This window comes from Arthrobacter sp. D3-18 (assembly GCF_054408525.1).
Genome location: NZ_CP096440.1, coordinates 1,666,005 through 1,691,306, shown reverse-complemented (window position 1 = coordinate 1,691,306; position 25,302 = coordinate 1,666,005). Strand labels below are relative to the sequence as shown.

The 25,302-nt window shown below is 59.3% G+C and carries 18 protein-coding genes; 9 read left to right on the top strand and 9 right to left on the bottom strand.

What is annotated here, in order from left to right; genetic code table 11:
• The first annotated feature begins 3 nt into the window (after positions 1–3).
• From M1D89_RS09870 to M1D89_RS09840, 7 genes are all read left to right on the top strand, one after another.
• The gene (locus tag M1D89_RS09870) at positions 4–1,350 is read left to right on the top strand and encodes a hypothetical protein (protein ID WP_498650162.1); all 1,347 of its coding nucleotides are present in this window, start codon (positions 4–6) and stop codon (positions 1,348–1,350) included.
• A 122-nt stretch (positions 1,351–1,472) separates the two neighbouring features.
• Positions 1,473–2,309, top strand: coding sequence for a hypothetical protein (locus tag M1D89_RS09865; RefSeq protein WP_498650160.1), 837 nt, complete (start codon positions 1,473–1,475; stop codon positions 2,307–2,309).
• An 84-nt stretch (positions 2,310–2,393) separates the two neighbouring features.
• Positions 2,394–2,921 carry a hypothetical protein gene (locus tag M1D89_RS09860; RefSeq protein WP_498650933.1) on the top strand — a complete coding sequence of 176 codons (528 nt, stop codon included), beginning with the start codon at positions 2,394–2,396 and terminating at the stop codon, positions 2,919–2,921.
• Complete coding sequence (locus tag M1D89_RS09855; protein ID WP_498650158.1) at positions 2,921–6,004, top strand: chitobiase/beta-hexosaminidase C-terminal domain-containing protein; 3,084 nt, start codon at positions 2,921–2,923, stop codon at positions 6,002–6,004. The genes M1D89_RS09860 and M1D89_RS09855 overlap by 1 nt, the downstream gene beginning before the upstream one ends.
• A gap of 213 nt (positions 6,005–6,217) precedes the next feature.
• Positions 6,218–6,973: a glycosyltransferase gene (locus M1D89_RS09850; RefSeq protein WP_243836811.1), complete on the top strand. Its 756-nt coding sequence runs from the start codon at positions 6,218–6,220 to the stop codon at positions 6,971–6,973.
• Positions 6,970–7,998: a lysylphosphatidylglycerol synthase domain-containing protein gene (locus M1D89_RS09845; protein ID WP_498650156.1), complete on the top strand. Its 1,029-nt coding sequence runs from the start codon at positions 6,970–6,972 to the stop codon at positions 7,996–7,998. Before M1D89_RS09850 ends, M1D89_RS09845 begins: the two co-directional genes overlap by 4 nt.
• A gap of 97 nt (positions 7,999–8,095) precedes the next feature.
• On the top strand, positions 8,096–10,339 hold the full coding sequence (locus tag M1D89_RS09840; RefSeq protein ID WP_498650154.1) for a hypothetical protein: 2,244 nt from the start codon (positions 8,096–8,098) through the stop codon (positions 10,337–10,339).
• Positions 10,340–10,686: 347 nt separating this feature from the next.
• On the opposite strand, the gene M1D89_RS09835 is transcribed toward M1D89_RS09840, so the two are convergent.
• The 7 genes from M1D89_RS09835 to M1D89_RS09805 form a co-directional block, all read right to left on the bottom strand.
• Positions 10,687–11,418 carry an ABC transporter ATP-binding protein gene (locus M1D89_RS09835; RefSeq protein ID WP_498650152.1) on the bottom strand — a complete coding sequence of 244 codons (732 nt, stop codon included), beginning with the start codon at positions 11,416–11,418 and terminating at the stop codon, positions 10,687–10,689.
• Positions 11,419–12,276: an ABC transporter permease gene (locus M1D89_RS09830; RefSeq protein WP_201296529.1), complete on the bottom strand. Its 858-nt coding sequence runs from the start codon at positions 12,274–12,276 to the stop codon at positions 11,419–11,421.
• A 2-nt stretch (positions 12,277–12,278) separates the two neighbouring features.
• Complete coding sequence (locus M1D89_RS09825; protein ID WP_498650151.1) at positions 12,279–14,285, bottom strand: glycosyltransferase; 2,007 nt, start codon at positions 14,283–14,285, stop codon at positions 12,279–12,281.
• Positions 14,282–15,466 carry a UDP-galactopyranose mutase gene (glf, locus tag M1D89_RS09820; RefSeq protein ID WP_498650149.1) on the bottom strand — a complete coding sequence of 395 codons (1,185 nt, stop codon included), beginning with the start codon at positions 15,464–15,466 and terminating at the stop codon, positions 14,282–14,284. The genes M1D89_RS09825 and glf overlap by 4 nt, the downstream gene beginning before the upstream one ends.
• 187 nt (positions 15,467–15,653) lie before the next feature.
• Positions 15,654–16,640, bottom strand: a complete 987-nt coding sequence (locus M1D89_RS09815) for a Gfo/Idh/MocA family protein (protein ID WP_017198519.1) — start codon at positions 16,638–16,640, stop codon at positions 15,654–15,656.
• On the bottom strand, positions 16,640–17,731 hold the full coding sequence (locus tag M1D89_RS09810) for a DegT/DnrJ/EryC1/StrS family aminotransferase (protein ID WP_498650146.1): 1,092 nt from the start codon (positions 17,729–17,731) through the stop codon (positions 16,640–16,642). The genes M1D89_RS09815 and M1D89_RS09810 overlap by 1 nt, the downstream gene beginning before the upstream one ends.
• Entirely contained in the window at positions 17,728–18,345 is a 618-nt protein-coding gene (locus M1D89_RS09805) for an acyltransferase (protein WP_498650144.1), read from the bottom strand. Before M1D89_RS09805 ends, M1D89_RS09810 begins: the two co-directional genes overlap by 4 nt.
• Positions 18,346–18,528: 183 nt before the next feature.
• Here M1D89_RS09805 and M1D89_RS09800 point away from each other — a divergent pair, with 183 nt between their 5' ends.
• The gene (locus M1D89_RS09800; RefSeq protein WP_498650142.1) at positions 18,529–22,689 is read left to right on the top strand and encodes a type VII secretion EssC family protein; all 4,161 of its coding nucleotides are present in this window, start codon (positions 18,529–18,531) and stop codon (positions 22,687–22,689) included.
• A 51-nt stretch (positions 22,690–22,740) separates the two neighbouring features.
• On the opposite strand, the gene M1D89_RS09795 is transcribed toward M1D89_RS09800, so the two are convergent.
• On the bottom strand, positions 22,741–23,241 hold the full coding sequence (locus tag M1D89_RS09795) for a hypothetical protein (RefSeq protein ID WP_498650140.1): 501 nt from the start codon (positions 23,239–23,241) through the stop codon (positions 22,741–22,743).
• A gap of 238 nt (positions 23,242–23,479) precedes the next feature.
• Here M1D89_RS09795 and M1D89_RS09790 point away from each other — a divergent pair, with 238 nt between their 5' ends.
• Positions 23,480–23,728: a WhiB family transcriptional regulator gene (locus M1D89_RS09790; protein WP_015937605.1), complete on the top strand. Its 249-nt coding sequence runs from the start codon at positions 23,480–23,482 to the stop codon at positions 23,726–23,728.
• 89 nt (positions 23,729–23,817) lie between these two features.
• Here the strand turns inward: M1D89_RS09790 and M1D89_RS09785 are convergent, their stop codons facing one another.
• Positions 23,818–25,287 carry a sensor histidine kinase gene (locus M1D89_RS09785; protein ID WP_498650138.1) on the bottom strand — a complete coding sequence of 490 codons (1,470 nt, stop codon included), beginning with the start codon at positions 25,285–25,287 and terminating at the stop codon, positions 23,818–23,820.
• Positions 25,288–25,302: the final 15 nt, after the last annotated feature.

Here is a 25,302-nt window from a genome sequence, read left to right as displayed (position 1 = left end):
TTCATGGCGTTTACCGTTTCAACGGCCAAGGTCAGCATTTCGCCGCCGCTTGACGTCAATCCCTACATGGCGGGGTACGGGACCCTCGACGGCGGCCGGGAGGCCACCAGTAGCGCCCCCTACGAATCACTGTGGGTTCGGGCGATCGTGCTTTGGGAAAACGGCTCCCCCAACCTGATCATGAGCGTGGATATTCTTGCCCTGCCCAGATCCCTCCATCAGCGGGCCCGGCAACGGATCCTGGAGTTGGCAAGCTGGTCCAACGGCGACATCCTGATCCAGTCCACCCACACCCATAACGGGCCGGCCGTAGTTGACACCCTCCACCCGTTCATGTGCTACGGGCTGTCAGATTTGTCAATGGTGGAGACCTACAGCCAGCACTTGGAGAACGACCTCGTGGACGCTGCCAGTGAAGCGCTCAACGCCTCGCAGACCGCCGTCACTTTGGATTACAAGGTCACAACGGCCAGCATCGCGTACAACAGGGTGGGCCTTCCCTACCTTGAGAACACAGTCCCCGTCATCGTGGCGCGCAAGCCAAACGGCAACGCCGCGGCGGTGATCTTCAATTACGCATGCCATCCGGTCGCGGCAGGTATGCGCACACTTTTCGACGGCGATTTCCCCGCCGGGGCGTGCAACTACATCGAAAACACCAACCCTGAGTGTTTTGCCTTATTCCTGCAGGGAGCGGCCGGAGATCAGAACCCCATGGGCGTACCCAGTTGGGAGTTGAGGGACGAGTACGCCACTAGGCTCGGTGCTGCTGTTGATGTGGCCATGCAGACGCCGGGAAGGATTATTGGCAGCCCCCTCCAGACCAGCTATCGGGAAGTGGAGATCCCTCTGGATATCACGCCCACAGCAGGCAACATGGCGGCTGTCCGGGCCGCATATGCATCCCGGCTACCAAACCTCGATGGCAATCCCGCCTGGTATGGACGCCACGCCCAGGTCATGATGGGTCGAATTGATAGCGGCAGTTATGAAACCTCAGTCGTTTGTCCGTTCCAGGTGTGGAAGTTCGGAGGCAGCCCTCAACTGAGGATCGGGATCGTCGGTGGCGAGCTGGTGAGCGGCTATGCCGCATACTTCCGGGCGAGGTTCGGCGGTGCAAACGGCGTGATCGTCGGGGGCTACGGAAACGAATCGTGCTATTACGTGCCCAGTGCACAGTTCCTGCCACCCTACTCATCCGGCGGCAGCTATGAGGGCGGCTGGGACCCGGACCATCCCGGGATCGCTGGCGGCTCCATGACTGTGTACGGACACATCGGCCACTTCCGTGGCGGAACAACGGGCGTAGAAGCAACTGTCATCAACACACTGAACTCAATGTTCGCCTAAGCGCCGTGAACGTCGAAGGCCTTGGTCTCCGGAGCAAGGCCTTCGGCGTACGCGCACCGCCAATTTTCGTAGCGGTATCGATACCCGATTCGCAGCCAAATTCATTGACCGGCATTCGGGTTATGGCAACCATGGAGGTGGAGGTCACCATGCGAACCCTGTCCCCGGCCGCTGCGGCGCTGCTACTGCTTCTTGCTGGTTGTTCCAGCACAACCACACCTCCAACGACACCTTCGACCGCGGCAACGTCCGGTTCTTCTGCATCGGCACCTCCCACCGCATCATCCTCATCTTCGGCCGTAGCATCCGCCGAACCGACGGATCCGGGCGAAGGCAGCGGACAGGGTGCCGGCGCGCCTGATGATTCAGGGCGGTTCTCGTACTTATGTTCCAGCCTGAATGAGGCTGTTCCAGACGTTACGTATACGAGCCTCGCGGAAGTTTGGGCATCCTCGGAATACGTCCGGCTGGCTTCCTGCACAGCAAACTATGAGGGGCCCGTCCCGTTCGAACCCACCGAAGATGAGGCCAGGATCATCACCATAGCTGAGCCAGGCGTGCCAGCATCCGACGGACTTGAAGCCTACTTGACTGCGTTGTCGCTTTGTAGCCGCGTTAGCGACGAAGCTGCATCCGAGCTCTTCGGACGCAGCAGCCGACAGACGCTGCAGGCAGCCAGCGAGCTATGTCCCAGGGCGCCGCAAGGAAAAATCATTGGATTTTGGGCGTCCGGCGAAAGAGCCGCGGACGGCGAGTATGCGGTGGCGAACGACGGCCTGTTGCCCGGAAAGTTCCATCTCCGGAAGACCCCGCCGGAGGGCTGCACCTGGTCGGTGACGGCCTCTGACGGCAGCACGAAGGCCAGCGGCGGCGCAACTGAGGGTCAGTCAGGAATACTCCTCGAAGAAAAAGACGTACTAACTAGTGACAAATGCGGAATTTGGGAGAAGATAGAGTAATGCAGCCGGCAACGGCTGGGGCGAAAATCCAACTGCATGCGGAGCTGGGGAGCATCCGAATGAAGTGGGGATCCCTCGGTGGACATGCCAAGACGCGCTATCGTCCAGCTTGGCCTAGCCGGTCTCGTTCTTACAGGCTGCTCGGTCAAGGTCGTTGAAAATGTTGAGCCATTCAGGCTGGGCGTGACGAATGCCGGCGATGCCGACAAACCACGCGTCGAAAGACCCGAACCAGTAAAGCGCTATCAATTTGAGTGCCGCGGAATTAATGGAAATCCGCTCATCATCTTGTCGAGCCTTGAAGAAGTCTGGGCCAACACTCAATACAAGAAATTCGCAGATGTCGTGGTGACATATGTGGGCCCTCAACCTCAGGTTTTGGAAGCGGAAGAAAATGCCGCGGTAAATGTCGCTCTGGAAGCGGGCGCCGTTGGCACCCGCAATGATATTTGCCTTGCAATTATCAAAGCCTGCACCAGAAACAATCCGCCAACCATAAGTACGGCACTCTATGGGCTTGGCGGCGTTCCCATCGTCAAGGGAGCGCTCACACTGGCGCCCATGGCACCACAGGCCGCAGTCCTGACCAAGTGGCTGAAGGAAGTGGCGTGATGGAACGGCAGACATGGAACGACGGCGGTTGGCGGCTTCGCGGACGCAAGGTCACCACGTTATTGGCTGCAGTTCTTCTGACGGTTGCAGGTATGACAGCAGTGGTCTCCAGTACCCCCGCACACGCCGACCAACAGAAACAAATCATTGGAATCGGGCTCACCAAGCCGGCTGGAACGGTTCTGGACCCCATCGGCAGGATGTGGGTTTCCGACAGTGTTGCCGGATTCTGCCGGATGTCCGAACCAGTTAATGGGAACGCGGGCACCATTGAACAAGACACGTGCTTGGGCGGGAGCCTGCCCGGCGCCGGGCCCGGACCAAAAGTGCCCGGGGTCTCCATCGTGCTCGACCCGACGCCTGGCTCTATCGGCAACGGCGACGAAACCGTCTTCATTCCGGACTCAGCAGTTGGCAGTTCGCACCTTGTACGGGCCGTATGGAATCCACCGCTGGACCTCTTCGAATACAGCAGTACGCTGACGGTCCTCGACGGCGACGTCCGCCCCAACGCAGTATCAGACGGCCCGGACGGCAACATCTATCTGTCGTTCGCCAACGCCCGCTCAATCATCAAGATCGTTGATCCAACGATCATGCACCCAAGCATCGAATCCATTGCGTCGGTCAGCACCCGGGCACTGGGCCTTGTGGCGGCAGGTTATGACAGCAACGGATATGTCAGTGTGTATGTTCTGGAGACCACTGGCCTACGGGCGTTCTCTGCCCCAGGCAACGGAGAGATGACAGACTACGTGCCGTTGGCTTCCTACAACGTCGGCGTCGCGGCGTCGATCTTCTACGACTACGACGCCCACGTCATCTATACGGGGACGAGCAGTGGCACGACAGCAGGTACAGACAAGGTGTCACGCCTCAACCTCGCCACCGGTGCAGTAGACAACCAATGGGCTCTGGGCTTCAGCAAGATCAGCGGCCTGGGTATGCGCGGTGGCCAATTGCTGGTCCTGGACGATCCCGGACAGTTGAGCTCCCCTCCGGGAACCGGCAGGGGCAGCATCAGCATCCTTGGCGGCGCTGTGGCCAAAATTACTTCCGGCCCCACGCTGGCGAGTGGTGCACAAGCTCCCAACCCCGAATTCACCAACGACACCACTCCAACGTTCGGTGCGGCAGCGGAACCAGCAGGCAGCGCTTTGGAATGCTCCATGGGCGGCGCTTGGGTGGACTGCACTGGCGGAACCTACACGTCAGCTGCATTGAACAATGGACCGCAGACGTTCTCCGTCAGGCCGGCCCCCGGCGGGGTTCCCGTTTCACGGACCTTCACAGTGGACACGGTCGCCCCGGCTGCGCCGGTCTTCACTGCCCCGAACAGTGGTCAAGTTGTGAACGGCAAACCTGTCCTCGGTGCCACTTTCGAGCCGGGAACAACACTCACCTGTTCTGTTGATTCCACTGCCGATGCCGCTTTCCAGACCTGTGTACCGGGCGACAGTTTCACGCTCACCACTGCGGGCACCCATACCTTGAGGATCCGCAGCACAGACTCAGCCGGGAATGTCAGCCCTGCTGCTGCACAGACCGTGACAGCTGATCTGACGGCCCCCCAGGTAGCCATCACGGCTCCGACCAGCGGGGCCACAGTGGGAGCCGGGTACCAATTCCAGTTCGCCTCCACCTCTCCGGATGTGGCGGGATTCCGCTGTCGCTTGGGAACCGATGCCTTCACCGCATGCACCTCACCGAAGGTCTATGCGGACATCGCCAACGGACCAAACAGGTTCGAGGTAGAGGCCCGGGATGTTGCCGGCAACACCTCCGTCGCAGGCGTCAACTTCACCGTCTTCGTGGCTGACACGACACCACCTACAGTGACAGCCAGTCCCCTGGGCGGAACGTACGGTCCTGCAACAAAGGTGACGCTCACCGCGAATGAAGCTGACGCCAAGATCTACTACACAGAGAATGGCACGGCTCCTACCACGGCCAGTACGCTCTACACCGGACCCATCACAATGGGAAGCAAGACCATCAGGTACATGGCTGTCGATGCATCCAACAACGCCTCGGCACCCCAAACCCAGGTGTATGTGTTGGACAATGTAGCGCCAACCGTGACTGCTAGCCCACTAGGTGGAAACCTCACCCTCGGGCAAAAGGTCACTCTGACCACAGAGTCCGGGGCCAGGATTTACTACACCACCGACAACTCCACTCCAACGATTTCCAGCCCGACCGGGACCACAACAGTTACGGTGACCCCGACGGCAACCACAACGGTCAAGTACTTCGCCGTTGATGCTGCAGGAAACCAATCCGCACTAGCCTCGCAGACATACACCTTGCCTGCGGCGCCAGCCAATACCTGGAAGGACTACAACTCCGACGCCAAGAATGACGTCTTGGCCAGGGACGCCGCCGGTACGCTGTGGCTCTACCCGGGCAACGGCACAGGCGGATGGCTCGGTAAGGTCAACACGGGGACTTCGTGGAACAACTACAACCTGATTGTCCCAACGCGGGACTTCAGCGGAGATGGACGAAGTGATGTCCTGGCCAGGGACGCGTCCGGGCAGATGTGGCTCTTCAAAGGAAACGGCATGGGCGGCTGGCAACCTCCTGAGGCAGCGGGCGCAGGCTGGAGCGGTATGACGTCCGTGATCGCCCCCGGTGATTTCAGCGGGGACGGCAAATCCGATGTCCTGGCGAGGGACTCCTCAGGAGTCCTATGGCTCTACAAGGGCGACGGCTTGGGTAAGTTCAACGCTGGCCGCACTCAAGTAGGAGCAGGGTGGAATGTCATGAATGCCATCTTCAGCACGGGCGATTTCAACGGCGATGCGAAGACTGATGTGCTGGCCCGGGATACTGCAGGTGCCCTGTGGCTCTACCCTGGCAATGGCAGCAGTGGCTGGGGCAGCCGCTCCCAAATCGGAAGCGGATGGAACGGCATGACAGCGCTGCTCGGACCGGGAGACTTCAACGGGAATGGCAAAGCTGATGTACTTGCCCGTGACGCCAACGGCAACCTGTGGCTCTACCCAGGCAATGGTTCCGGGGGCTGGCTGGCTTGGGGCCAGGTAGGCAACGGATGGCAAGGATTCACGTCGCTCCCCTGATAGGGGCCGGACATAGCTTGCCGTTTTGAGGGGTGCATCGGAGAATATCCGGTGCACCCCTTTCGTCTGCTGCCAACGGTGAAGCCGGTTCCCTTCCACAGAAGGTATCCAACAATGAACTAGACTGAGGGTTTGCAAGGAACTCGTGACAACAGCGTTGCGGGCTGCGGCTGGCGTTCAAGAATTCGTCGGCACGAACTACCGAGGAGAGTCTTGACTTTCGACCAGGCAGGCCAACCGGATCTCTCCGTTGTGATCCCGGTCTATAACGGAGAACGGATTTTGGCGGCAACAATGGCCCGTCTTTCCGGCTACTTGACCAGTGGCACCTCCGAGATCATCATCGTGGAGAACGGTTCTTCCGACAACACACTCGAGGTCGCCCTCAAGCATGCGGTGGACACTCCCAACGTGACGTTCCAGGTTCTCCAGAGCCAAAAGGGCATGGGCAATGCATATCGCAGGGGCATCGAAGCCAGCTCCGGCCGTAGAGTGCTTCTCACCGCCGACGATCTGCCGTTCGGCACAGATGATCTCGACGAAGACAAGAAGCTGGAAACCAAACCGCACATTGTCATCGGTTCGAAGGCCCATAAGGACTCGATCACCGAGCGCAGTGTCATTCGCGGTATTACCACTTTTGGTTTCAAGACGCTGCGACAGGTAATACTCGGGTCAAAGATTGGCGACTCCCAAGGAACGTTGATCGTCGACGGCGACTGGCTTCGAAGCATGGTTGACCGCTTTGATGACCCCGGGTTTCTTTTCAGCACCCAGGTTGTCTACGCCGCTGAGAAACAGGGTTTCAGGATTGTTGAAGTGCCCGTCACGCTGGCTCCCGACGACGAACCAGGCGAAACCACCATCCGTACTGCCGACGTCGTAAAGATGTTCAAAGGGCTGGTAGCCATGCGCCGCCGTCGGAGTGAGTTCGCGGTGGCGCCAAGCGCGGGAACGCATGCCTCATGACGGGTTCAATCGCGGAAACACCTTCAAATGACAACGATCTGAATCCGGACCAGCCGGCTGCAAAGAGCACCAAGGCAAAGCTGGTCGACTTCGCCAGGCGTGCCTTGGTAGTGATCGTGTTCGCCGCTGCGGTGTATTTCATTGCAGTCCAATGGCCACAAGTCCAAGCCACTGTCTTCGCCCTCCAATGGTGGCAGGTCCTGCTGTCCCTGCTGGCGCTCATCCCTGGCGTTCTCCTTGGAATGTACATGTGGCGGGTGGTCATGGCGAGTCTCCTGAGGTCAGTAGACATTGAACCCCAAGGTTTGGTGCTGAACCAGATTTACCTCGTCGGCCAGATTGGCAAGTACCTGCCCGGTTCCGTGTGGGCCTTCGTGCTCCAGATGGAGCTTGGCCGTAAAAACGGCATTGCGCGCGCACAGGTTTTTGTAGCATCCCTGGTGAGCACCGGAATCACCATTGGCGCCGCCCTGGTGGTTGGAGCTTCTGCTCTTCCAATCCTGGTCCAGCGGCAGCCCAATTTGCAGTGGCTGTACGTCATACTCCCTGTGGTCATCCTGGCGATGAACCCGAACGTCGTGACGTTCCTGGTTAACATCGTCCTGCGAGTGTTCCGCCGGCCTCCGCTCCCCGAACGAATTCAAGCCAACACCATGGTGAAGGCCTTCATTCTTGGCGTTCTGATGTACCTGTGCTTCGGCCTGCACCTGTGGATCCTGGTTGGTCATGAGGCCACTCTGGACCTCGCAACGTTCCTGGTGCTGACTGGTGCATTGGCTCTTGGAATGACGCTCGGGGTGCTGGCATTCCTGCTTCCCGCCGGCGTCGGTGCCCGCGAAGCCATCTTGATCCTTGCCCTGGCCGGAATGATGAGCGCCGGTGCCGCGACGGCAATCGCTGCCCTTTCACGAATCATGTTCACGATCGCAGATCTGTTATGCGTCGGTATCGCCTTTGTTCACTTCCGGTGGCGGCAACAGACCGCTTCCAAGACCTCTGTAGACTCCACCTCCGAGGCCAAGTAGCGGGTGGCGGCGGACGCCCTCTGGCCTTCCGTAACCACGGCAGTCTTTCAGGCCAATATTCAAACTTATGCCGCGCGCTAAGGAGCAAGCTAAGACCATGACAGCAGGAACCTCCGGGGCTACTGCCCAGCGCCCCCCGGTCACCCGGCGGCGCTACTTCATGCAGCACGACTGGCATTGGGGAATTGTTACTGCCGCTATTGCGGCCGTTGCCTCCATCATTCCTCGACTGTTCAATCCCACGTTCTACTACTGGGACGACATGATGCAGTCATTCCTCCCCTTATGGCGGCATATGGGCGAGGAGATACGGTCCGGTCGATTCCCCTTGATGGAACCCGGTGGCTGGGTCGGCGGCAACATCGTAGCCGAGGTGGGTTACGGCATTTTCAACCCGGTCAACATCGTCAACTCAGTCATCGTCTCGAACTTCGAAAACTTGTCTCTGGCGAGCTATTTCATCATCGTGCAATTCATCGCGTTGCTGGCGTTCGGGACGTTCATGCTGGCCCGCGACTACGGTTCCAACAGGCCGCTCGCCCTGGCTGCCGGTGTAGCCATTCCCTTCAGCGGATTCACGCTCTTCTACGAGGCCGCCCGCTGGCCAGGCGGCCTGATGGCCTTCGCCTGGATTACCGTTTTCTGGTGGTCTGTTCGCCGCTACGCGCGTCGCAACACCTCACCGTTCCTGCCCTTCCTCTTGGGCTTCTTCACGATGACCGCCGGAAACCCCTACGGTGCCATCGGCGTCATCCTGGTTCTCGCTGCAGTCGCCGTCGAGTTGATGCTCATGAGGCACTGGCGTCGCCTTATTCCAATCGTCATCGTGGGTGCACTGGTGGGCTTGACCGCGGTCCTGGTCTACTTCCCCTTGCCCCTCAGCTCGGCCGTCACCGTAAGGCAGCAGAGCGAAATCCTGAATGACCTCTTTCTTTCCCCGGATATGTCATCGCTGCTGACCATGAGCACGTCGTCCATGAGGCCCCGGATTAACAACTTCTGGGCCCCCATAGACAACGTCCCGTCCAGTTACTTGGCGTGGTTTGTCCTGCCGTTGCTTCCGTGGCTGGATTTCCGCAGCTTTAGGAACCGCTCGCGTCAAATATTCAGTATCTACATCATTACGGGAATCTACTTCCTGCTGACCTTCGCTCCCTCCCAGGTGCTTGTCTTCCGCTGGCCCATTCGGCTCATCGAGTATGTATACCTCGGAGTCATCGTCCTTGTAGCAGTCGTGGCCTCAGCGGGCCTGAAGACCACGTCATGGAAAAAGCGGTTGGTCATTACCGTGGCCATCCTTGGTTTTGGAACCTACCGGGCGTGGTCGATGGTGCCTGACGGCGGCAAATGGCAGGTCTTCACCCTGGCCGTAACGTTGGCTCTGGTGGGGCTGGCCGTCCTTGGTTGGAAGCGATTCGGCTACCGCGGCCTCGCAGCAGTAATGGTGGTCGGAACAATCGCTACGCTTGGAATGCAGTCCAGGCAGTTCGTCCCCAATAACGCTGTTGCGGGGATCGGTTCCCCCGTGGATGCAGACACGCTCCGTGACTCAACCAGTAATTACAAGGGCAACACCATTCAGATCTTCAACACCATAAAGATCACGGGACAGGAATTCACCGAGGGCCGCCTTCTGTACGGCAATCAGATTCTCAATGCCGACGTCAACAACAGCATGGGCCGATACAGCGGGATCAGCTTCACCACGTACGTGAACGCCTTGTGCATGAACTACCGCGGGGAGACTTGTCCACTGGCCTACACTGAGCTGTTCAAGCAGGCCTCAAGTGAAATTGACGTGACTTTGGCAGATGTCCTCCAAGTGGAGACCGTAGCCGTCCAAAAAACTTTGATCGCCCCGGACCAACTGAACGTAGCCCCGGGCTGGAGGATCGTCGCCTCGGATGAGACCCGGACAATCCTCCAGCGGGAGAACCCGCTACCCTATCCTGGTACCGTTTCCTGGGCTTCCGACGGTATCTCCGTGCAGGATGCTGTCAAGAACGGCAACGATGAACACATCACGCTTTCCGGAGACGGCAGCGCTGGAAAGCTGACCCTCGCCCGCCTCGCTTGGCCCGGGTACACTGTCACGGTGGATGGCGAACCGCAGAAGCTCACTCAGGGCCCAGCGGGAGTAATACTGGTAGATGTTCCGGCCGGTGCCACCTCTGTAGACGTTACCTTCACGACGCCGGGCCTCACCATGGGCCTTGCCGCTCAAGCAGTCGCGTGGTTTGGGATACTCGTGTTCACGGTTTTCCATTACATTCGTCGGCATCGCCGGAGTAAGTCGGAAGAACATGTCGTCCCGGCGCCGGCTGAGAAGGTTTCCGTCTAGGCAGCTGGACCTTGCCCCCAGTGGCACCTGTAACGCAGAAGAGCGTCCGTCCCTCTCAGGGGACGGACGCTCTTCTTTTGTGCCTTCAAAGGCCCGCATAGTCCACCCACGGAAGGCGCCGATACGTGCTGATGGAGAATCGCGCTTACAGGCAGGTCAGAGCCTATCCGTATCCGATGCACTTCCTAATGTGCTGCTGATGCCTTCTCTTGCTGCTCCGGCCTTCTATTGCTGCTCCGGCCTTCTATTGCTGCTCCGGGGTACGGCAAAGGCCACCTCCCCTCTTTTGAAAAGAGGAGAGGTGGCCTTGAAGCCACCCTATTGCGTGATCACATGGGGAGCATCGGCTAGTTGCTATTCCGCAGCCAAGCTACTGCTTCCTTTGCGGGGCCTTCGAATTGCACCGTGCCGGAGGCAAGCACCACGCCCCTATCGCATATGCGTGAGATCATGTCGAGGTCGTGGCTGACAACCACCAGGGTCCGTCCTTCCGCCGAAAGTTGTTTGATCTTAGCCAAACACTTCTTCTGAAAAGGTTCGTCGCCTACAGCCAGGATCTCATCCACCAGGAAAATGTCCGGCTGCGTGTGGACCGCTACGGCGAAAGCAAGCCGCAAAAACATGCCGGAGGAATAGAACTTCACTTCGGTGTCGATGAACTGTTCTATCTCAGAGAACGCTACGATCTCGTCGAACTTATCGTTGATTTCCTGTTCAGTCATTCCCAGAATGGCGGCATTGAGGAAGACGTTCTCACGCCCGGACAAGTCCGGGTGGAATCCTGCGCCCACCTCGATGAGTCCGGCTACGCGACCCTTTGTGCGGACCGTTCCCTTGTCGGGCAGGATAACGCCCGATATGAGTTTGAGCAGTGTGGACTTTCCTGAGCCGTTGAACCCCAACAACGCAACGGTCTCCCCCGGCTGAATCTCGAAGCTCACATCGTGGAGAGCATCGAACTTCTTGCTGAGATCACTTTTTCGACCCTTGGCCAACCAAACAAGAGTCTCCTTGAGGGAGTGCGAATGGCGGAGGTTGAACGTCTTCTTAAGGCCCTTGACGATTATTGCGGCGCCCATCTAGACCTCCTGCGCAAAGTGGCCCTCAAGTCGTCGGAAGACGAGTTGGCCGATGATAAGGAACAGGGCTGCCATGCCGAGACCAATCAATCCCGTCCACATGAGATGCGGAGGCAGTTCCACTGGACGGTCAACAGTGGGGTACCAGAAGGCCCAGTGGAATAGTTCGACAGCGACTGTGATCGGGTTGAGTTGATAGATGACCAGCACCCAAGGGGGTGCCAGCCGGCGGATCATGGTCCAGTCATAGAGGACCGGCGACGTCCACGTAACGATCATCATTAACATATCCACGATGTTTTCAGCGTCGCGGAAGAAGACATTTATGGCACCAGCCAAGAGGCCCAAACCTGTCGCCGTGACTGCCACAATGACGAAGCCCAAAGCAGCTCCAATAAGCTGCATAATGTCCGGTTTCCACCCGTTCAGCAGCGCCGCTGCCAGCAAGACCACAAGCTGCGGGAGGAAATGAACCGCTGCCACCCACACTGACGCGACGGGGAACAGCTCCCGCGGCAGGTAGATTTTTTTGACCAAGGCAGCATTCGAAACGATGGATCTTGTGGCATTCGAAAACGCTTCGGAGAAAAAGTTGATGACGATGACGCCGGAGAACATGTACAACGCGTAGTTGGGAATCTGATCCCCGACACGCAGGACAATCCCCAAAGCGAAGAACAGCACAACGTACTGAACCAACGGCTTGACGTAGGACCAGGCGAGGCCGAGGACGGAACCCCGGTACCTTACACGAAGTTCCTTACGGACTATCAGTTTGAGGAGGTATCGGCGCCGGTAAACATCCAGCAGCCCGGCACCAACCCCGGGAACAGCATAAGTATCTGTGGAAGTCGTCATTGCTACTTGCTGGGCTCCGAAGCTTCGAATGTTTCCCGCCACGATTCCATGGAGGTGATCTCAGGAAGAGCCTCACGGTATTGGGCCCGGAGGGTCTCCCAGTTGGAGAAGAGCTGGGCGTGGAGTTTGGCCGATTCGACCACCAATTGACGGGCCATCTTGGGATCTCGCAGGTGCCATGAAGCACCTGTGCCGTCGGCATTGGACACCACTGCGCTGTCCAGGTGCGCCAAGCTCCACCATTTGCCGTCCTGGTGGGCCACATGAGCCTCAGGGTTGGCCTTGGCGGTATCGCGAACGGGAGCCAGCGTCTGCTTAAGGACAGTCTTAACTGCCCAGGGAAGCAGGCCCAAGGCACCTGGCTGCTTGTAGGACTGCGGCTTCTTGGGGGGACGCTTGAGGAAGACCTCCGGGAAAGCTGCAGGGTCGGTCTTGACCTGCGAGTCCGGGAACTCCTCGCGCATTGCACGGAGTTTCGGCATCATGGTCGGCAATTGCTTGTGCAGATTGCCTGGTCCGGCGAGAACATCGCGGAGAGCCATAACGCGGGCCTGCTCCGGGTAGTACTGCATTGACACCAGGTGCTTGACATCCGCGTTCAAGCTCTCCCGTAGGATGCGTCCGCCCTTGGGGAACGGGGAGTGCAAGAGTGTCGCGATAAGTCGGTTGCGCTCGTGGTAGTAGGCTTGCCAGTCCACCGAGTCGTCCTTGTCAGCCCAGGAAACGTGCCAGACTGCTGCGCCGGGAAGCGTCACGGTGGGGAAACCCGCCGCGCGGCCACGGAGCGAGTACTCAGCGTCGTCCCACTTAATGAACACAGGAAGGGAGAGGCCGATGGTTTCCACAACGGTTTTGGGAATGAGACACATCCACCAGCCGTTGTAATCCGCATCCCAGCGACGGTGGAGTTGCGGAGTGGAGCGCAAACCTGCGGTGGAGAAGTCGTGGTTACCGAGTCCTTCCACGGGACCCCAGAGGAAGCGGTAGAAGTTGACTACCTCAGAGTAAGCGTGCAGGACGGACTTGTTGTACATATCGAACATGTGGCCGCCAACAATGGTCGGCTTCCGGCAGAGGTCGGCAAACGCCACTGCCCGCATGACACCCTCTGTTTCGAGCTCGATATCGTCATCCAGCAGCATGACGTAGTCGCTCTTGTCAGAAACGACCATCTCGTACATGTTCCGGGCAAAACCGCCCGAGCCGCCCAGGTTGCCCTGGTTGATGATCCGAAGTTGGTCGCCCATCGACTCCGCGACAGCGTCGAAGCCAGCTTCGTCGGCAACTTTTTTGTTGCCTTGATCCACGATGATGAGTTCCGCCAGGATTTCCCGTAGACCAGCATCAGCATCAATGGACTTGATGGTCTCGAGGCAGTAGTCGGCACGATTGAACGTTGTCACGCCCAGGGTCACGCGGCCTTGAGGGCGGCCTTCGTCAGGCACAGCCCAGTGAGCACTCTTCAGCGTCATGCCATCGCCGCCCGCAATGAGGTCGAACCAGTACCAGCCGCCGTCGCCAAACGGAGCCAAGGTCAGTTCGAAATCATTGGTGGAAGAGCCCTCGACCAGAATCGAGTCGACGCGCTGAGATGCGCCACGAGCGTTGGATCGGTAAACGATTACCGTCCCCTCGCCCTCGGTTTCAATGTGAAGCACGGTCTTGGTGGCGATGGTCCACTTGCGCCAGTAACTTGCAGGGAAGGCGTTGAAGTATGAACCGAAGGAAAGACGTTCACCGCGGCGCACCTGGACGGAGCCGCGGTTCAGGATGTCCTCCGGGTGGAGTTTCCTGGCCATGCCAATGGCCTGAACATCTGCGCTGCTGTCGCTCCTGTGGACCTTGTTGGTGTCAGGATCAACATACAGGGGCAGCGTGTCGAGGTCACGGTTGGCAGGGAAGACCACGCGTTGGACAATCCGCAGGTTCTGTTCCGTCGAAGCGGGGATTTCAGCGGCAGTGGTGGCCGTCATGGCGATCTCCTGGCTTTCGTTTGTTGTAGCGGTCATGCGTCTACTCCCCCACTTTCAAGCTTGGCGCCACCGGTGAAGTGCGGCTTGATCTTGTTGTCGAACATGGACAAGGCGGAACCAATTGCCATGTGCATGTCGAGGTACTTGTAGGTTCCAAGGCGGCCACCGAACAGGACCGATTTCTCGTCCTTGGCAAGATCGCGGTAGGCCAGCAGTTTCTGACGGTCATCAGAAGTGTTGACGGGGTAATACGGCTCGTCCCCCTTCTCAGCAAAACGCGAGAACTCGCGCATGATGACGGTGGCGTCTTTGGTGTAGTCCCGTTCGGGGTGGAAGTGACGGAACTCATGGATACGCGTGAAAGCAGCATCGGCATCCGGGTAGTTCATCACCGAACAGCCCTGGAAGTCCTCAATAGGCAAGACCTCTTCTTCGAGATCGATCGTGCGCCAAGACAGGTCGCCTTCTGCGTAATCGAAGTAGCGGTCAACCGGACCCGTGTAGATGACGGGTACCTGTCCGAGGACAGACGACCGGCCGTACTCACCGTCGTCGAAGAAGTCCGAGTTCAAGACGACCTCAATGTTCGGGTGATCCGCCATGCGTTCAATCCAAGCCGTGTAACCGTCTACCGGGAGACCTTCGTAGGTGTCGTTGAAGTAACGGTTGTCATAGTTGTAGCGCACGGGAAGCCGCGAGATGATTTCAGCCGGCAGGTCCTTCGGGTCCGTCTGCCACTGCTTTCCCGTGTAGTGCTTAATGAAAGCCTCGTACAGGGGACGGCCGATGAGCTGGATGCCCTTGTCATTGAGGTTCTGGGGGTCTGTTCCCGCCAGTTCGCCAGCCTGCTCGGCAATGAGTGCCTTTGCTTCTGTCGGGCTCATGGCCGAACGGAAGAACTGGTTGATGGTACCCAGGTTGATGGGCATTGGGTACACCTCGCCCTTGTGGCTGGTGTAAACCTTGTGCTGGTAGCTCGTGAATTTGGTAAAACGGTTCACGTATTCCCACACACGCTCATTCGAGGTGTGGAAGAGGTGGGCGCCGTAGCGGTGCACCTCAATTCCGGTCTGCGCCTCATTCTCGCTGTAGGCGTTTCCACCAATATGGTGGCGGCGATCAAGCACCGCAACCTTCAGCCCCAACTCGGTAGCGGCGCGTTCTGCAATGGTCAGGCCAAAGAAACCCGAGCCGACGACGACGAGATCAGCGTTCACAAACTCTCCTGTGTATTGGCGTGCGGGCACAGAGATGCCCACGTCTACTGGTCAAGGCTACCCGACGTTGCGATCGTTCCCCGATTCGACGGCGCATGGCAGCGAGGCAGCATTTGTTCCGGAAAAAACGAACGGGAGGCGTGGCCCATTGCCAGCCTCCCGTTCAATACTGCAAAAAGAACAATGCCTAGAGCGAGATCACGGAGCCTGTCCCCGCGGACTCGAGCACCGCTTCGGCAACGCGAAGAGTCTCAAGCCCCTCCGCCATTGTGACAATGTTCATGGACTTTCCGAGTACAGCGTCACGGAAGGCCTCGTGTTCCATCTTCAGCGGTTCGCGCTTTGCCAGGGCAAAGCGTGTAGATGACCCTTCGGACACGCCACGGAATGCCGCTATGGAATCCCAGTCTGTCTGGAACGTGCCATTTTCAATGAACGTCAGATCAGCCGAGATAGTGTCAGCGATGTATGCACCGCGTTCACCCAGGACAACGGTGGTGCGCTCCTTCATGGGCGACAGCCAGTTGACGATGTGGTTGGTGACTACGCCGCTCTTGAGGTGGCCAATTGCGGTGACCATGTCCTCGTGCTCGCGCCCGCTCCTGGAGGTGGTGTGAGCAACTACATTCACGAAATTGCTCTGTGCAAGCCATGCAGTGAGGTCGATGTCGTGAGTTGCAAGGTCCTTGACCACGCCAACGTCGGCAATGCGGGAAGGGAATGGCCCCTGGCGTCGCGTCGAGATCTGGTAGACCTCTCCGAGGTCGCCGTTGCCGAGCCGTTCGCGGAGGCTTTGCAATGACGGGTTGAAGCGCTCGATGTGGCCTACCGCCCCGATCAATCCCCGCGAGTCGAACGCTTCGGCGATCCTGCGGCCCGAAACGGAATCGTTGGCAATGGGCTTTTCCACCAAGCAGTGCACGCCGGCTTCAGCCAACCGCAAGGCAACTTCCTCGTGGAGCACGGTTGGCACGGCGGCTACGGCCATGTCAATGCCCTGCTCGATGAGCTGTTCAACCGAACTGCACACCTCGAGCCCGCTGGCTACGTTGTGAGGGTCACCGAAGGAGTCAGCAACGGCAACGAGGTCCACGCCCTCCAGTTCGCGAATAACGCGGGCGTGGTGTCGGCCCATCATCCCCAGTCCGATGAGGCCTGCACGCAGATTTGCCACTAGCTTCCTGCCTTCGCGATGGCGTTGACCGCAGCGACGATGCGATCGAGGTCGTCCTGGCTCAGCGACGGGTGAACAGGCAGCGACAGTACGCTGGCCGCAGCTTCCTCCGTGACGGGGAGGTCATCAGAAGTCTGGAAAGGAGCCAAACGGTGGTTCGGGATGGGGTAGTACACGCCACAGCCCACGTTGTATTCCTCACGCAGCGCCTTAGCGAAACCGTCACGGTCCTCAGCGATGCGAATGGTGTACTGGTGGTACACGTGCTCGTAGCCTTCAGAGACCTTGGGAGTGACGACGCCTTCGATGTTTGCGTCGAAGAAGGCTGCATTCTCCTGCCGGGTCTTGGTCCAGGCATTGATTTTGGTGAGCTGCACGCGGCCAATGGCAGCATGGATGTTGGTCATGCGGGCATTGAAACCGACAAGCTCATTTTCGTACTGGCGCTCCATGCCCTGGTTACGAAGCAACCGGAGCCGTCGCTCGACGTCGGCCAAACCGGTGCTGACCATGCCGCCTTCGCCGGACGTCATGTTCTTGGTGGGGTAGAGGCTAAACATTGCGAAGTCACCGAAGGTACCCACCTTCCGACCGTTGACAGCCGCACCGTGTGCTTGGGCTGCGTCTTCGAAGACCTTCACGCCATGCTTCGAGGCGACTGCCCCAATGCCGTCCACGTCGAAGGGGTGGCCATAGAGGTGCACCGGCATGATGGCGGCCGTACGGTCCGTGATTTTTGATTCGACGGAGGCGGGATCAAGCGTGTAGTGGTCCGGGTCCACGTCAGCGAAGATGGGCGTCGCACCCGTCAGAGCTACGGAGTTGGCCGTGGCCGCGAACGTAAACGACGGAACGATGACCTCGTCACCAGGGCCAATACCCGCAGCCAACAGGCCAAGGTGCAGGCCGGAAGTACCGGAGTTGACCGCTACAGCAGCCCGGCCGTCGAGGAGCACCTGGGAGAACTCCTGCTCAAAGGACGCAACCTCCGAACCCTGTGCGAGTTGGCCGGAGGCCAAGACGGCCTCTACTGCCTTGCGCTCGTCATCACCGATGATGGGCTTGGCGGGGGGAATGAATTCGGGGCTCATGCCTCTACCTCTCGAAGGGTCTCGTTCTGTTCAACATATGTGGCGCCGGTCTCCGGGCATACCCAGTTGTCGCCGCTGCGCTGCAGCGGGAAACCAGCTTTACCGACCCAACCATGGCGTTTGGCCGGTACTCCGACCATCAGGGCAAAATCAGGGACGTCTTTAGCCACAACAGCGCCTGCGGCCACTGTGGCCCATCGTCCGATGGTCACCGGGGCTACGCAGACGGCGCGGGCACCGATTGATGCACCTTCACGAATGGTGACGCCAACCGGCTCCCAGTCATGGGCGCTCTTTAGACCGCCATCCGGACTAACCGCCCGGGGGTAAGTATCGTTCGTGAGTACTACGGCCGGGCCGATGAACACGCCAGCCTCCAGCACTGCGGGCTCGTAGACAAGAGCATAATTCTGAACTTTGCAGTTGTCCCCCATCTTGACTCCGGTGCCAATATAGGCCCCGCGTCCTACGATGCAATTAGCACCCAACTCGGCCTGCTCGCGGACTTGGGCCAGATGCCAAATCTTTGATCCATCACCAATAATCGCCTTGTCTGAAACATCGGCGCTCTCCGCAACCACTATCACCGGTGAAGGTCCTTCCTCATTGAGCACACGCGACAACGAGATTCATCTTAGCTGAGACACCATGCCCCGGTGTCAAGGCGGCGTCTGCATGAGCCCTGGCGGGAGTTTTCCACATAGGCCATTACGGCCGCAGCGCTCCAATTCCGAGGGCCGTAGCGTGATTCTTGTGAACGCGATGTTCAGCACCCTACGAATGCAGAGGAAGAACCCATGGCCTTGGAGTGCACATTGGTCTGCGCCCCCGGAGCCGCTGCAGCAGTGGGGCCGGAAGAACTCAGCATCGCCGTCCCGGAAGGAACGTCCGGCGCCCACGTACAGCAGCTTCTCATTGAAACGCGTGGAACCGGCGCCCTCTCGGTGGCTGGACAGCTCTTGGCCACTCTCACGGTGGGACTACCGCCGCTTGTTTCCGGCGCCGTCATTGTGGATGGTGCTCCGTCGCATCGAGAGACGAAGAACATGTCCGTGCCCCTAATGTTGCTTACCCATTCAGGACCCGGTGCAGGCTCCGCCTTCCGGATTCAACGGGGCAGGTACTGCATCGGCAGGGGTTCGTTCGATATTTCATTGCCGGATCCCGGGATGTCCAGGGAACAGGCTTTCTTGGAGGTTTCCAGCACTGCGTTGAAGCTAAGGGCCGTCGGGCGCGCGAACCCGGTTTTCGTGGATGATCAGCCCGTTCAGCAGAAAATCATCACGTCCTCTGCACTGGTGCGATGTGGAAACTCCACCTTCACCGTCGTCACGGACAGTGGTCCCTTTCCGGAGATTTCAGTTGATGCAGGTCGTTCGATTGACGTACCACTCGAAGTACCTCATGTCAGTCGCGCCGGAAACCGTCTGGCAATGGCCTTGGCGGCCGGGCTGCCATTGATAGCCGGTATCGGCCTGGCCGTTGCCACAGGAATCTGGATGTACTTGGGATTTACGGCCATCTCAGCGATCAGCCTTCTCGTCCCGCTGATCGCCGGGCAAAAGGGCCGCCGGGAACGCAGGCTGGCCGTTGCGCGCGCGGTGCAGCAAGACATTGAACGACGCCGGCAGTGCTCACCTTCAGCTGCAGAGCTCATGGCGGCAGTTCACCAGGCTTCCAAGGTGGGACAGCTGACCACGGAGCCCGCCGCGGACCACGCCGTTGTCGCTGCAGCTGCGGTGTCACCGGCAGGGATCAACAAGGGGCCGGCAAGGATCAGCAGTCAGAGTCACGATGTGTGGCTCCGGCTTGGGACTACGCAGGCGGCAGCAAACATGCGCCTCGTTCCCGACGATCCCCAGTTCCAGCCCCCGTCCATAGGCAGTGCGGCAATGACTTTGGATCCCAAACATTCCGTGGTGACACTCCGCGGCAATCCGGATCACACGGAGGCGTTGCTTCGGTTCGTCTTGATGCAAATAGCCAGCTTTTCGGGCTCGGCGGAAACGCCCGTCATTATTTTCGGCAGGGCAGGAAGGTTGCCATTGAGTGCCAGGTTCCTACCCCGGGTCACGCTCACAAGCACCTTGACCACCGTCGTCGCTGCCCTGCAACGTGCGAACGGCAAGCTGAATGGGATGCTCATCATGCTCAATGATCCATCCAACGATCAAGAATTCGTGTCCGACCTCTTGAAGACTGCTCAAACCGCCGCGTGGAGGGTCATCAGGTGCTCCGTACGCTCCGAACTTTCCGGGGGCGTCATCGAAATATCGCCATCCGGGACCACAGGCTATTTTGAGGCAGACGGCGAGCGCCGGCACTTCATCCCGGATCTCGTGCCAGCCGAAGTTTTCGATAACTTCTGCCGCAGGGCCCGGGGCACAGCTTTCGGTGAAGGATTTGGAATGAGCAACCCGATTCCGGAGGAATGTTCGCTCGCTGATTTGCTTCCTTACGGGCAGCGCAGAGTGCTCAGGCGGTGGGCAGATGCATCCAAGCAAGCCGGCCTCACCGCCGTCTTGGGCAAAGGCCAACGCGGGCAGTTGACCTTCGACTTCAAGCTCGATGGTCCGCATCTATTGGTAGCCGGAACCACTGGTTCCGGCAAGTCCGAACTTCTTCGGACACTTGTGGCTTCCCTTGCGCTGAGTGAGTCACCCGATCGCACGACATTCCTGTTTTTTGATTTCAAGGGCGGATCGGGCTTGCGGCCACTAGCGGGCCTACCTCACTGCGTCGGCCTGCTGACGGACCTCAGCAAGCACCATTTGGACCGCGCTCTTGTTTCCCTCCGTGGGGAGATACGGCGCCGCGAAGAGCTATTCGCTACGGCCAACGTGTCAGATCTCGCCGAATATCGGCGACTAGCGGTGGCAAGCGATCCGAACATCCCGTATCTGGTCTTGGTGATCGATGAGTTTCGCATGCTGGTTGACGAAGCCCCGGGCTCTCTCCGCGAGCTCATGCGTGTTGCCACTATCGGGCGCTCCCTGGGTATTCATTTGGTGATGGCTACCCAGCGGCCCCAAGGAGCCTTGTCCGCCGACATCCGGGCGAACGTGACATCAAGCATTGCCCTGCGCGTGCAGTCTGAGGCGGACTCCATGGACATCATCAATTCGAAGGCTGCTGCCTCCATAAGCGTGGAAGCTCCGGGGCGGGCCTATCTTGCCAAGGCTTCATGCAGCCCCGAAGAATTCCAGACAGCGTCCCTATCGGTTTCCCCGACAATGACGGTGGCTGGCCACTGGCGTAGCAGTTCCTTGCCCGCCGTACAGTCAGCTTCGCAGGCATTGCAGCCCCCTTCCGGCGCAGCCGTAACGTCCACCAAACAGGATTCCCTCTCGGATCCTGGCGCCGAATGGGTGGTTTCAGCAGTCCACGAGGCATGGCAACGCCTCCGCAAACCCCTACCCAGGCGTCCAGTAGCCCCACCACTGCCCTCAACGATCCCTTGGCGTGATGAGCTTCCTGGGGTGGACGGCCCTGTGTCCACGACGGACGGGCATTGGGCGGTGGGACCTTTGGCGATGCTCGACAGGCCGACGCATCAAGTTGTGGAACCGCTGATGTGGTCACCTTCCAAAGACGGTCATCTGGCAATGATCGGCAGCGACTTGAGTGGCATACGGGACTGCTTCAGAGCTGCATCCGCGATGCTCGCGACCCAGAAGCCCCAACCGCACCTCTATATCCTGGACGCAAGGGGCATCCTCGGCCATGTCATCGACGGAGGTCGAATCGGTGCCAGAGTCGGCCTGCACCAACTGCACCTTGCAGTCCGGGTCCTAAAGCGGCTCGCTGCGGAAATGGAGTGTCGACGAAGTGCCGGCGAAGTGGGGACGGCCAATTCGCCTATGGTCTTAATCGTGGCCGGGTGGTGCTCGTGGGCCACCGCGCTCCGGAGTGGGCCATTTGGTTATGCAGAAGCAATTCTGCAGGACATCGTCAGGGACGGTTGTTCCGTAGGCATCACTGTTTTGATCTCAGGCGAGCGGGAGCTCGTCAGCTCACGGTTTTTTGCCTCGATACAGAATCGCGCCTACTTTCCTTCGGGATCTACTGAAGAGTCGCGGTTCCACTGGCCACGCCTCCCCGAGCTGGAGTCCCTCCCTGGGCGCGCCGTCGTCATGGGAAATCTTGTCGGCGAAAACGCAACCGTGGCTCAGTTTCGTGTGTCTCCGGAGAGTGGACACTGGCCGTTCGGTGATCTGGCTCCAACTGAGCCGCCGTTCCGGGTACGGCCACTCCCGGAGCTTCTTGGAGGTAAGGAATTCCGCGACCTCGTGGCGGCATCCCTGGGACAAGGACTGCCATCGGGGTCAGGTTTAGAACTGGCGCCCGGCAACGGAGAAGGAGCCTGCACCGCGGAAAGCAGCGCTCTGGGTCCGCTGTGGATCGGCGTCGGAGGAGACGAAGCCCTCCCTGTAGCCATGCCGCTGCGGGAACATGGAGTCAGCGTCATCCTGGGTAGTCCTCGCTCCGGAAAGAGCTCTGTCCTGGCCTCGCTTTACGCCCTGAGTCCCTTGGTCCCATGGGTGTACCCGCCGGATACAGCGTCTGCGAGCCCATTCTGGGCTCTAGTGGCATCCCAAGCGGCCGCGAAGACCCTTGCCTCCAACAGCATCCTGCTGGTGGACGACGCCGATTTGCTTGATCCCCAGGGACGCCAAGCCTTGGCTGGCTTAGTGGGTAAAGTCCGTGGCATCATCCTGACGGCAACAACGAGACCGGCCTTGCTACATCATCTGCCGCTGGCGAAGGAAGCACAGGCGTTCAGCATGGGTTTGGTATTGGCCCCCGGAACACCCCATGACGGAGAACTGCTCGGCGTGAGGCTGGAATCCGATCGGGCTGGGCGCGCGGGCCGCGGCTTTCTCATCAGTGGGGCGGAAGTGACGCCCTTTCAAGGCGTACTCACCACAAGCTTTCCACCGCATGCCAAAGGGTACTGAACGGGCGGCAGGCTCTATCCACGCTGCGGTGTGCCTAGAGCAGCCGGGTGACTAGAGAGCGCCGGTAGCTCCCCCGGTACGTGAAGCAAAAGCCACGACGTCCTTCTGAAAAAGGAAAACAATCGCAGTGAACGCCGGAATCAGCATCGCCAATCCCTGCAACACCAGCCCCCCGGATATGGTGGGAAAACCAATGGTGAGAACAAACAATTGGGCCACCAAGGCCGCGGCACGCGTCCACCTATAGCCGCGGAACAAGAAGTGGCCTACGGCAAATAGCCAGGCAGAGAAGGCCAGCAGCAGGCCAAGAGTGAAGATTGCCCCCCAGAAGGTCAGCACTGGAGCACCTGTTAACAGTTCAAATGCGTACCAAGCAGCTGCGCCGAGGAGGGCGAGGGCTTCAAGCGCTACAACCACTGAGATAATGACGATTCCCAAGGGACGGCGACCAGCACCAGGTTTGTTTGCTGCGAGGCTCGCCGACGCATCAGGATCATCGCTTCCGTCCGGGCCGGAGGCGGGGTGGGCAGGGTTTACGGGAGGTCTTGACACACTGGCACACTACCGGACATAGTCATCTAGCAGTGAGGGCACTGGCGGCTGATGTGATGCATCGCTCACGGATTCCGGGCATTTCGACCACTAACACCCCTTGTTTACAAGGCGTTAACATGAAACGCTTGACTCAGACGACCAAGGGGGCCCATGCGGGCCCCTTTCCTTTGGAGCCTCTCGTGAATGTTTTCACAAAAGGCCCTTCTAGTTCTCACGAATGGAGTGACTGATCAGCATGGATTGGCGTAATCGCGCAGCCTGCCTCGAAAAGGACCCGGAGCTCTTCTTCCCAGTAGGCAACACGGGACCAGCACTTCTGCAAATCGAGGAAGCCAAAAGCGTCTGCCGCCGCTGCCCCGTCGTAGACACCTGCCTTCAGTGGGCGTTGGAGTCCGGACAAGACGCCGGTGTTTGGGGCGGCATGAGTGAAGACGAACGACGGGCACTTAAGCGTCGCGCTGCCCGCGCACGCCGCGCTTCCTAGCCCAAGGACAGTGAAGGCCGCGGACCCTTGGTCCGCGGCCTTCTTCGTTAAGTGCTGCTCTTGAGTTTCAGGAATCCTGGCTTTGGGAGCTACGCCCGGGCTAGGTTGAGGACGATCTCGACAGCGGTCCCGCCACCTTCGCGCGGGCTCCACTGAATGGACCCGCCGAGCTCGCTGGTCACGAGTGTACGAACAATTTGCAGGCCCAATCCCTCGATGTACTGGCCATCCGGCAAGCCCACGCCATCGTCGGCTATGGTCACCGTCAGGAATTCGTCGTTGCCGTCGCCATCTGCCCGATCGGCCAGCAGCCACACCGTTCCTGTGCGTCCCTCGAGTCCATGCTCAACCGCGTTGGTGACAAGTTCGTTGATGACCAATGCCAGTGGCGTGGCAAAATCGCTGGGCAACTCTCCGAACAAACCTGAGCGTTCTGTTCGCACTTGCTGGGACGGTGAGGCCACTTCAGCTGACAACCTGAATTGCCGCCCAATCAGTTCGTCAAAGTCGACACTCTGTGTCAGGCCCTGGGAGAGGGTCTCGTGGACGAGGGCGATCGTGGCCACGCGCCGCATTGCCTGTTCCAGACCCTGCTTGGCTTCGTCGCTGACCATTCGCCGCGATTGCATTCGCAGAAGAGCTGCCACAGTTTGAAGATTGTTCTTTACCCGGTGGTGGATCTCCCGGATGGTGGCGTCCTTGGTAACAAGTTCCATTTCCCTGCGACGCAGTTCCGAAACGTCACGGCAAAGGACAAGGGCTCCGAAACGCTGCTGCTCATCGCGCAGTGGAATGGCCCGAAGTGAAAGACTGACACCCCTGGACTCAATTTCGCTGCGCCAGGGCATCCGCCCTGTCACAACCAAAGGCAATGTCTCGTCCACCATCCGCCGGTCCTTCAGAAGGCCGGCAGTCACTTCCGCCAGCGAACGCCCCTCCAGGGACTCCACTTCCCCCAGTCGACGGAAGGCAGACACGCCATTGGGACTGGCATACTGCACAATGCCCTCCGCATCGAGTCTGATGAGCCCGTCGCCGACTCGCGGGGCCCCCCGACGCGAGCCGGTCGGAGATGCGAAGTCGGGCCACAGGCCCAGGGTTCCCATCCGCAAGAGATCATAGGCACACTGACGATACGTGAGTTCCAGCCTGGATGGCATACGCGAACTGGACAAGTCCATATGAGATGTCACAACAGCGAGTGTTCTGCCGTTGCGAACCATGGGGACAGCCTCAACACGGAGTGCCATCTCACTGCTCCAGCTTGTTTCACTTGATCGCTCGATCGAGCGGCTGTTCCACGCCTTATCCACGATCGGCCGCAGATCCGAGCGGATGCCCTCCCCCACGAAGTCCGCGTGGAACACCGTATGCGATGTCGACGGACGAACGTGGGCGAGGGCAATGTAGCCGAACTCCGGATGCGGGAACCACAAAGCGAGGTCCGCGAAAGCCAAGTCAGCCACCATCTGCCAGTCACCGACGAGGAGGTGCAGCCATTCGGCATCTCCAGGCCCGAAATCAGCGTGTTCCCTGATGGGGTCTGTAAAGATTGCCACTGCACCTCCATTTGC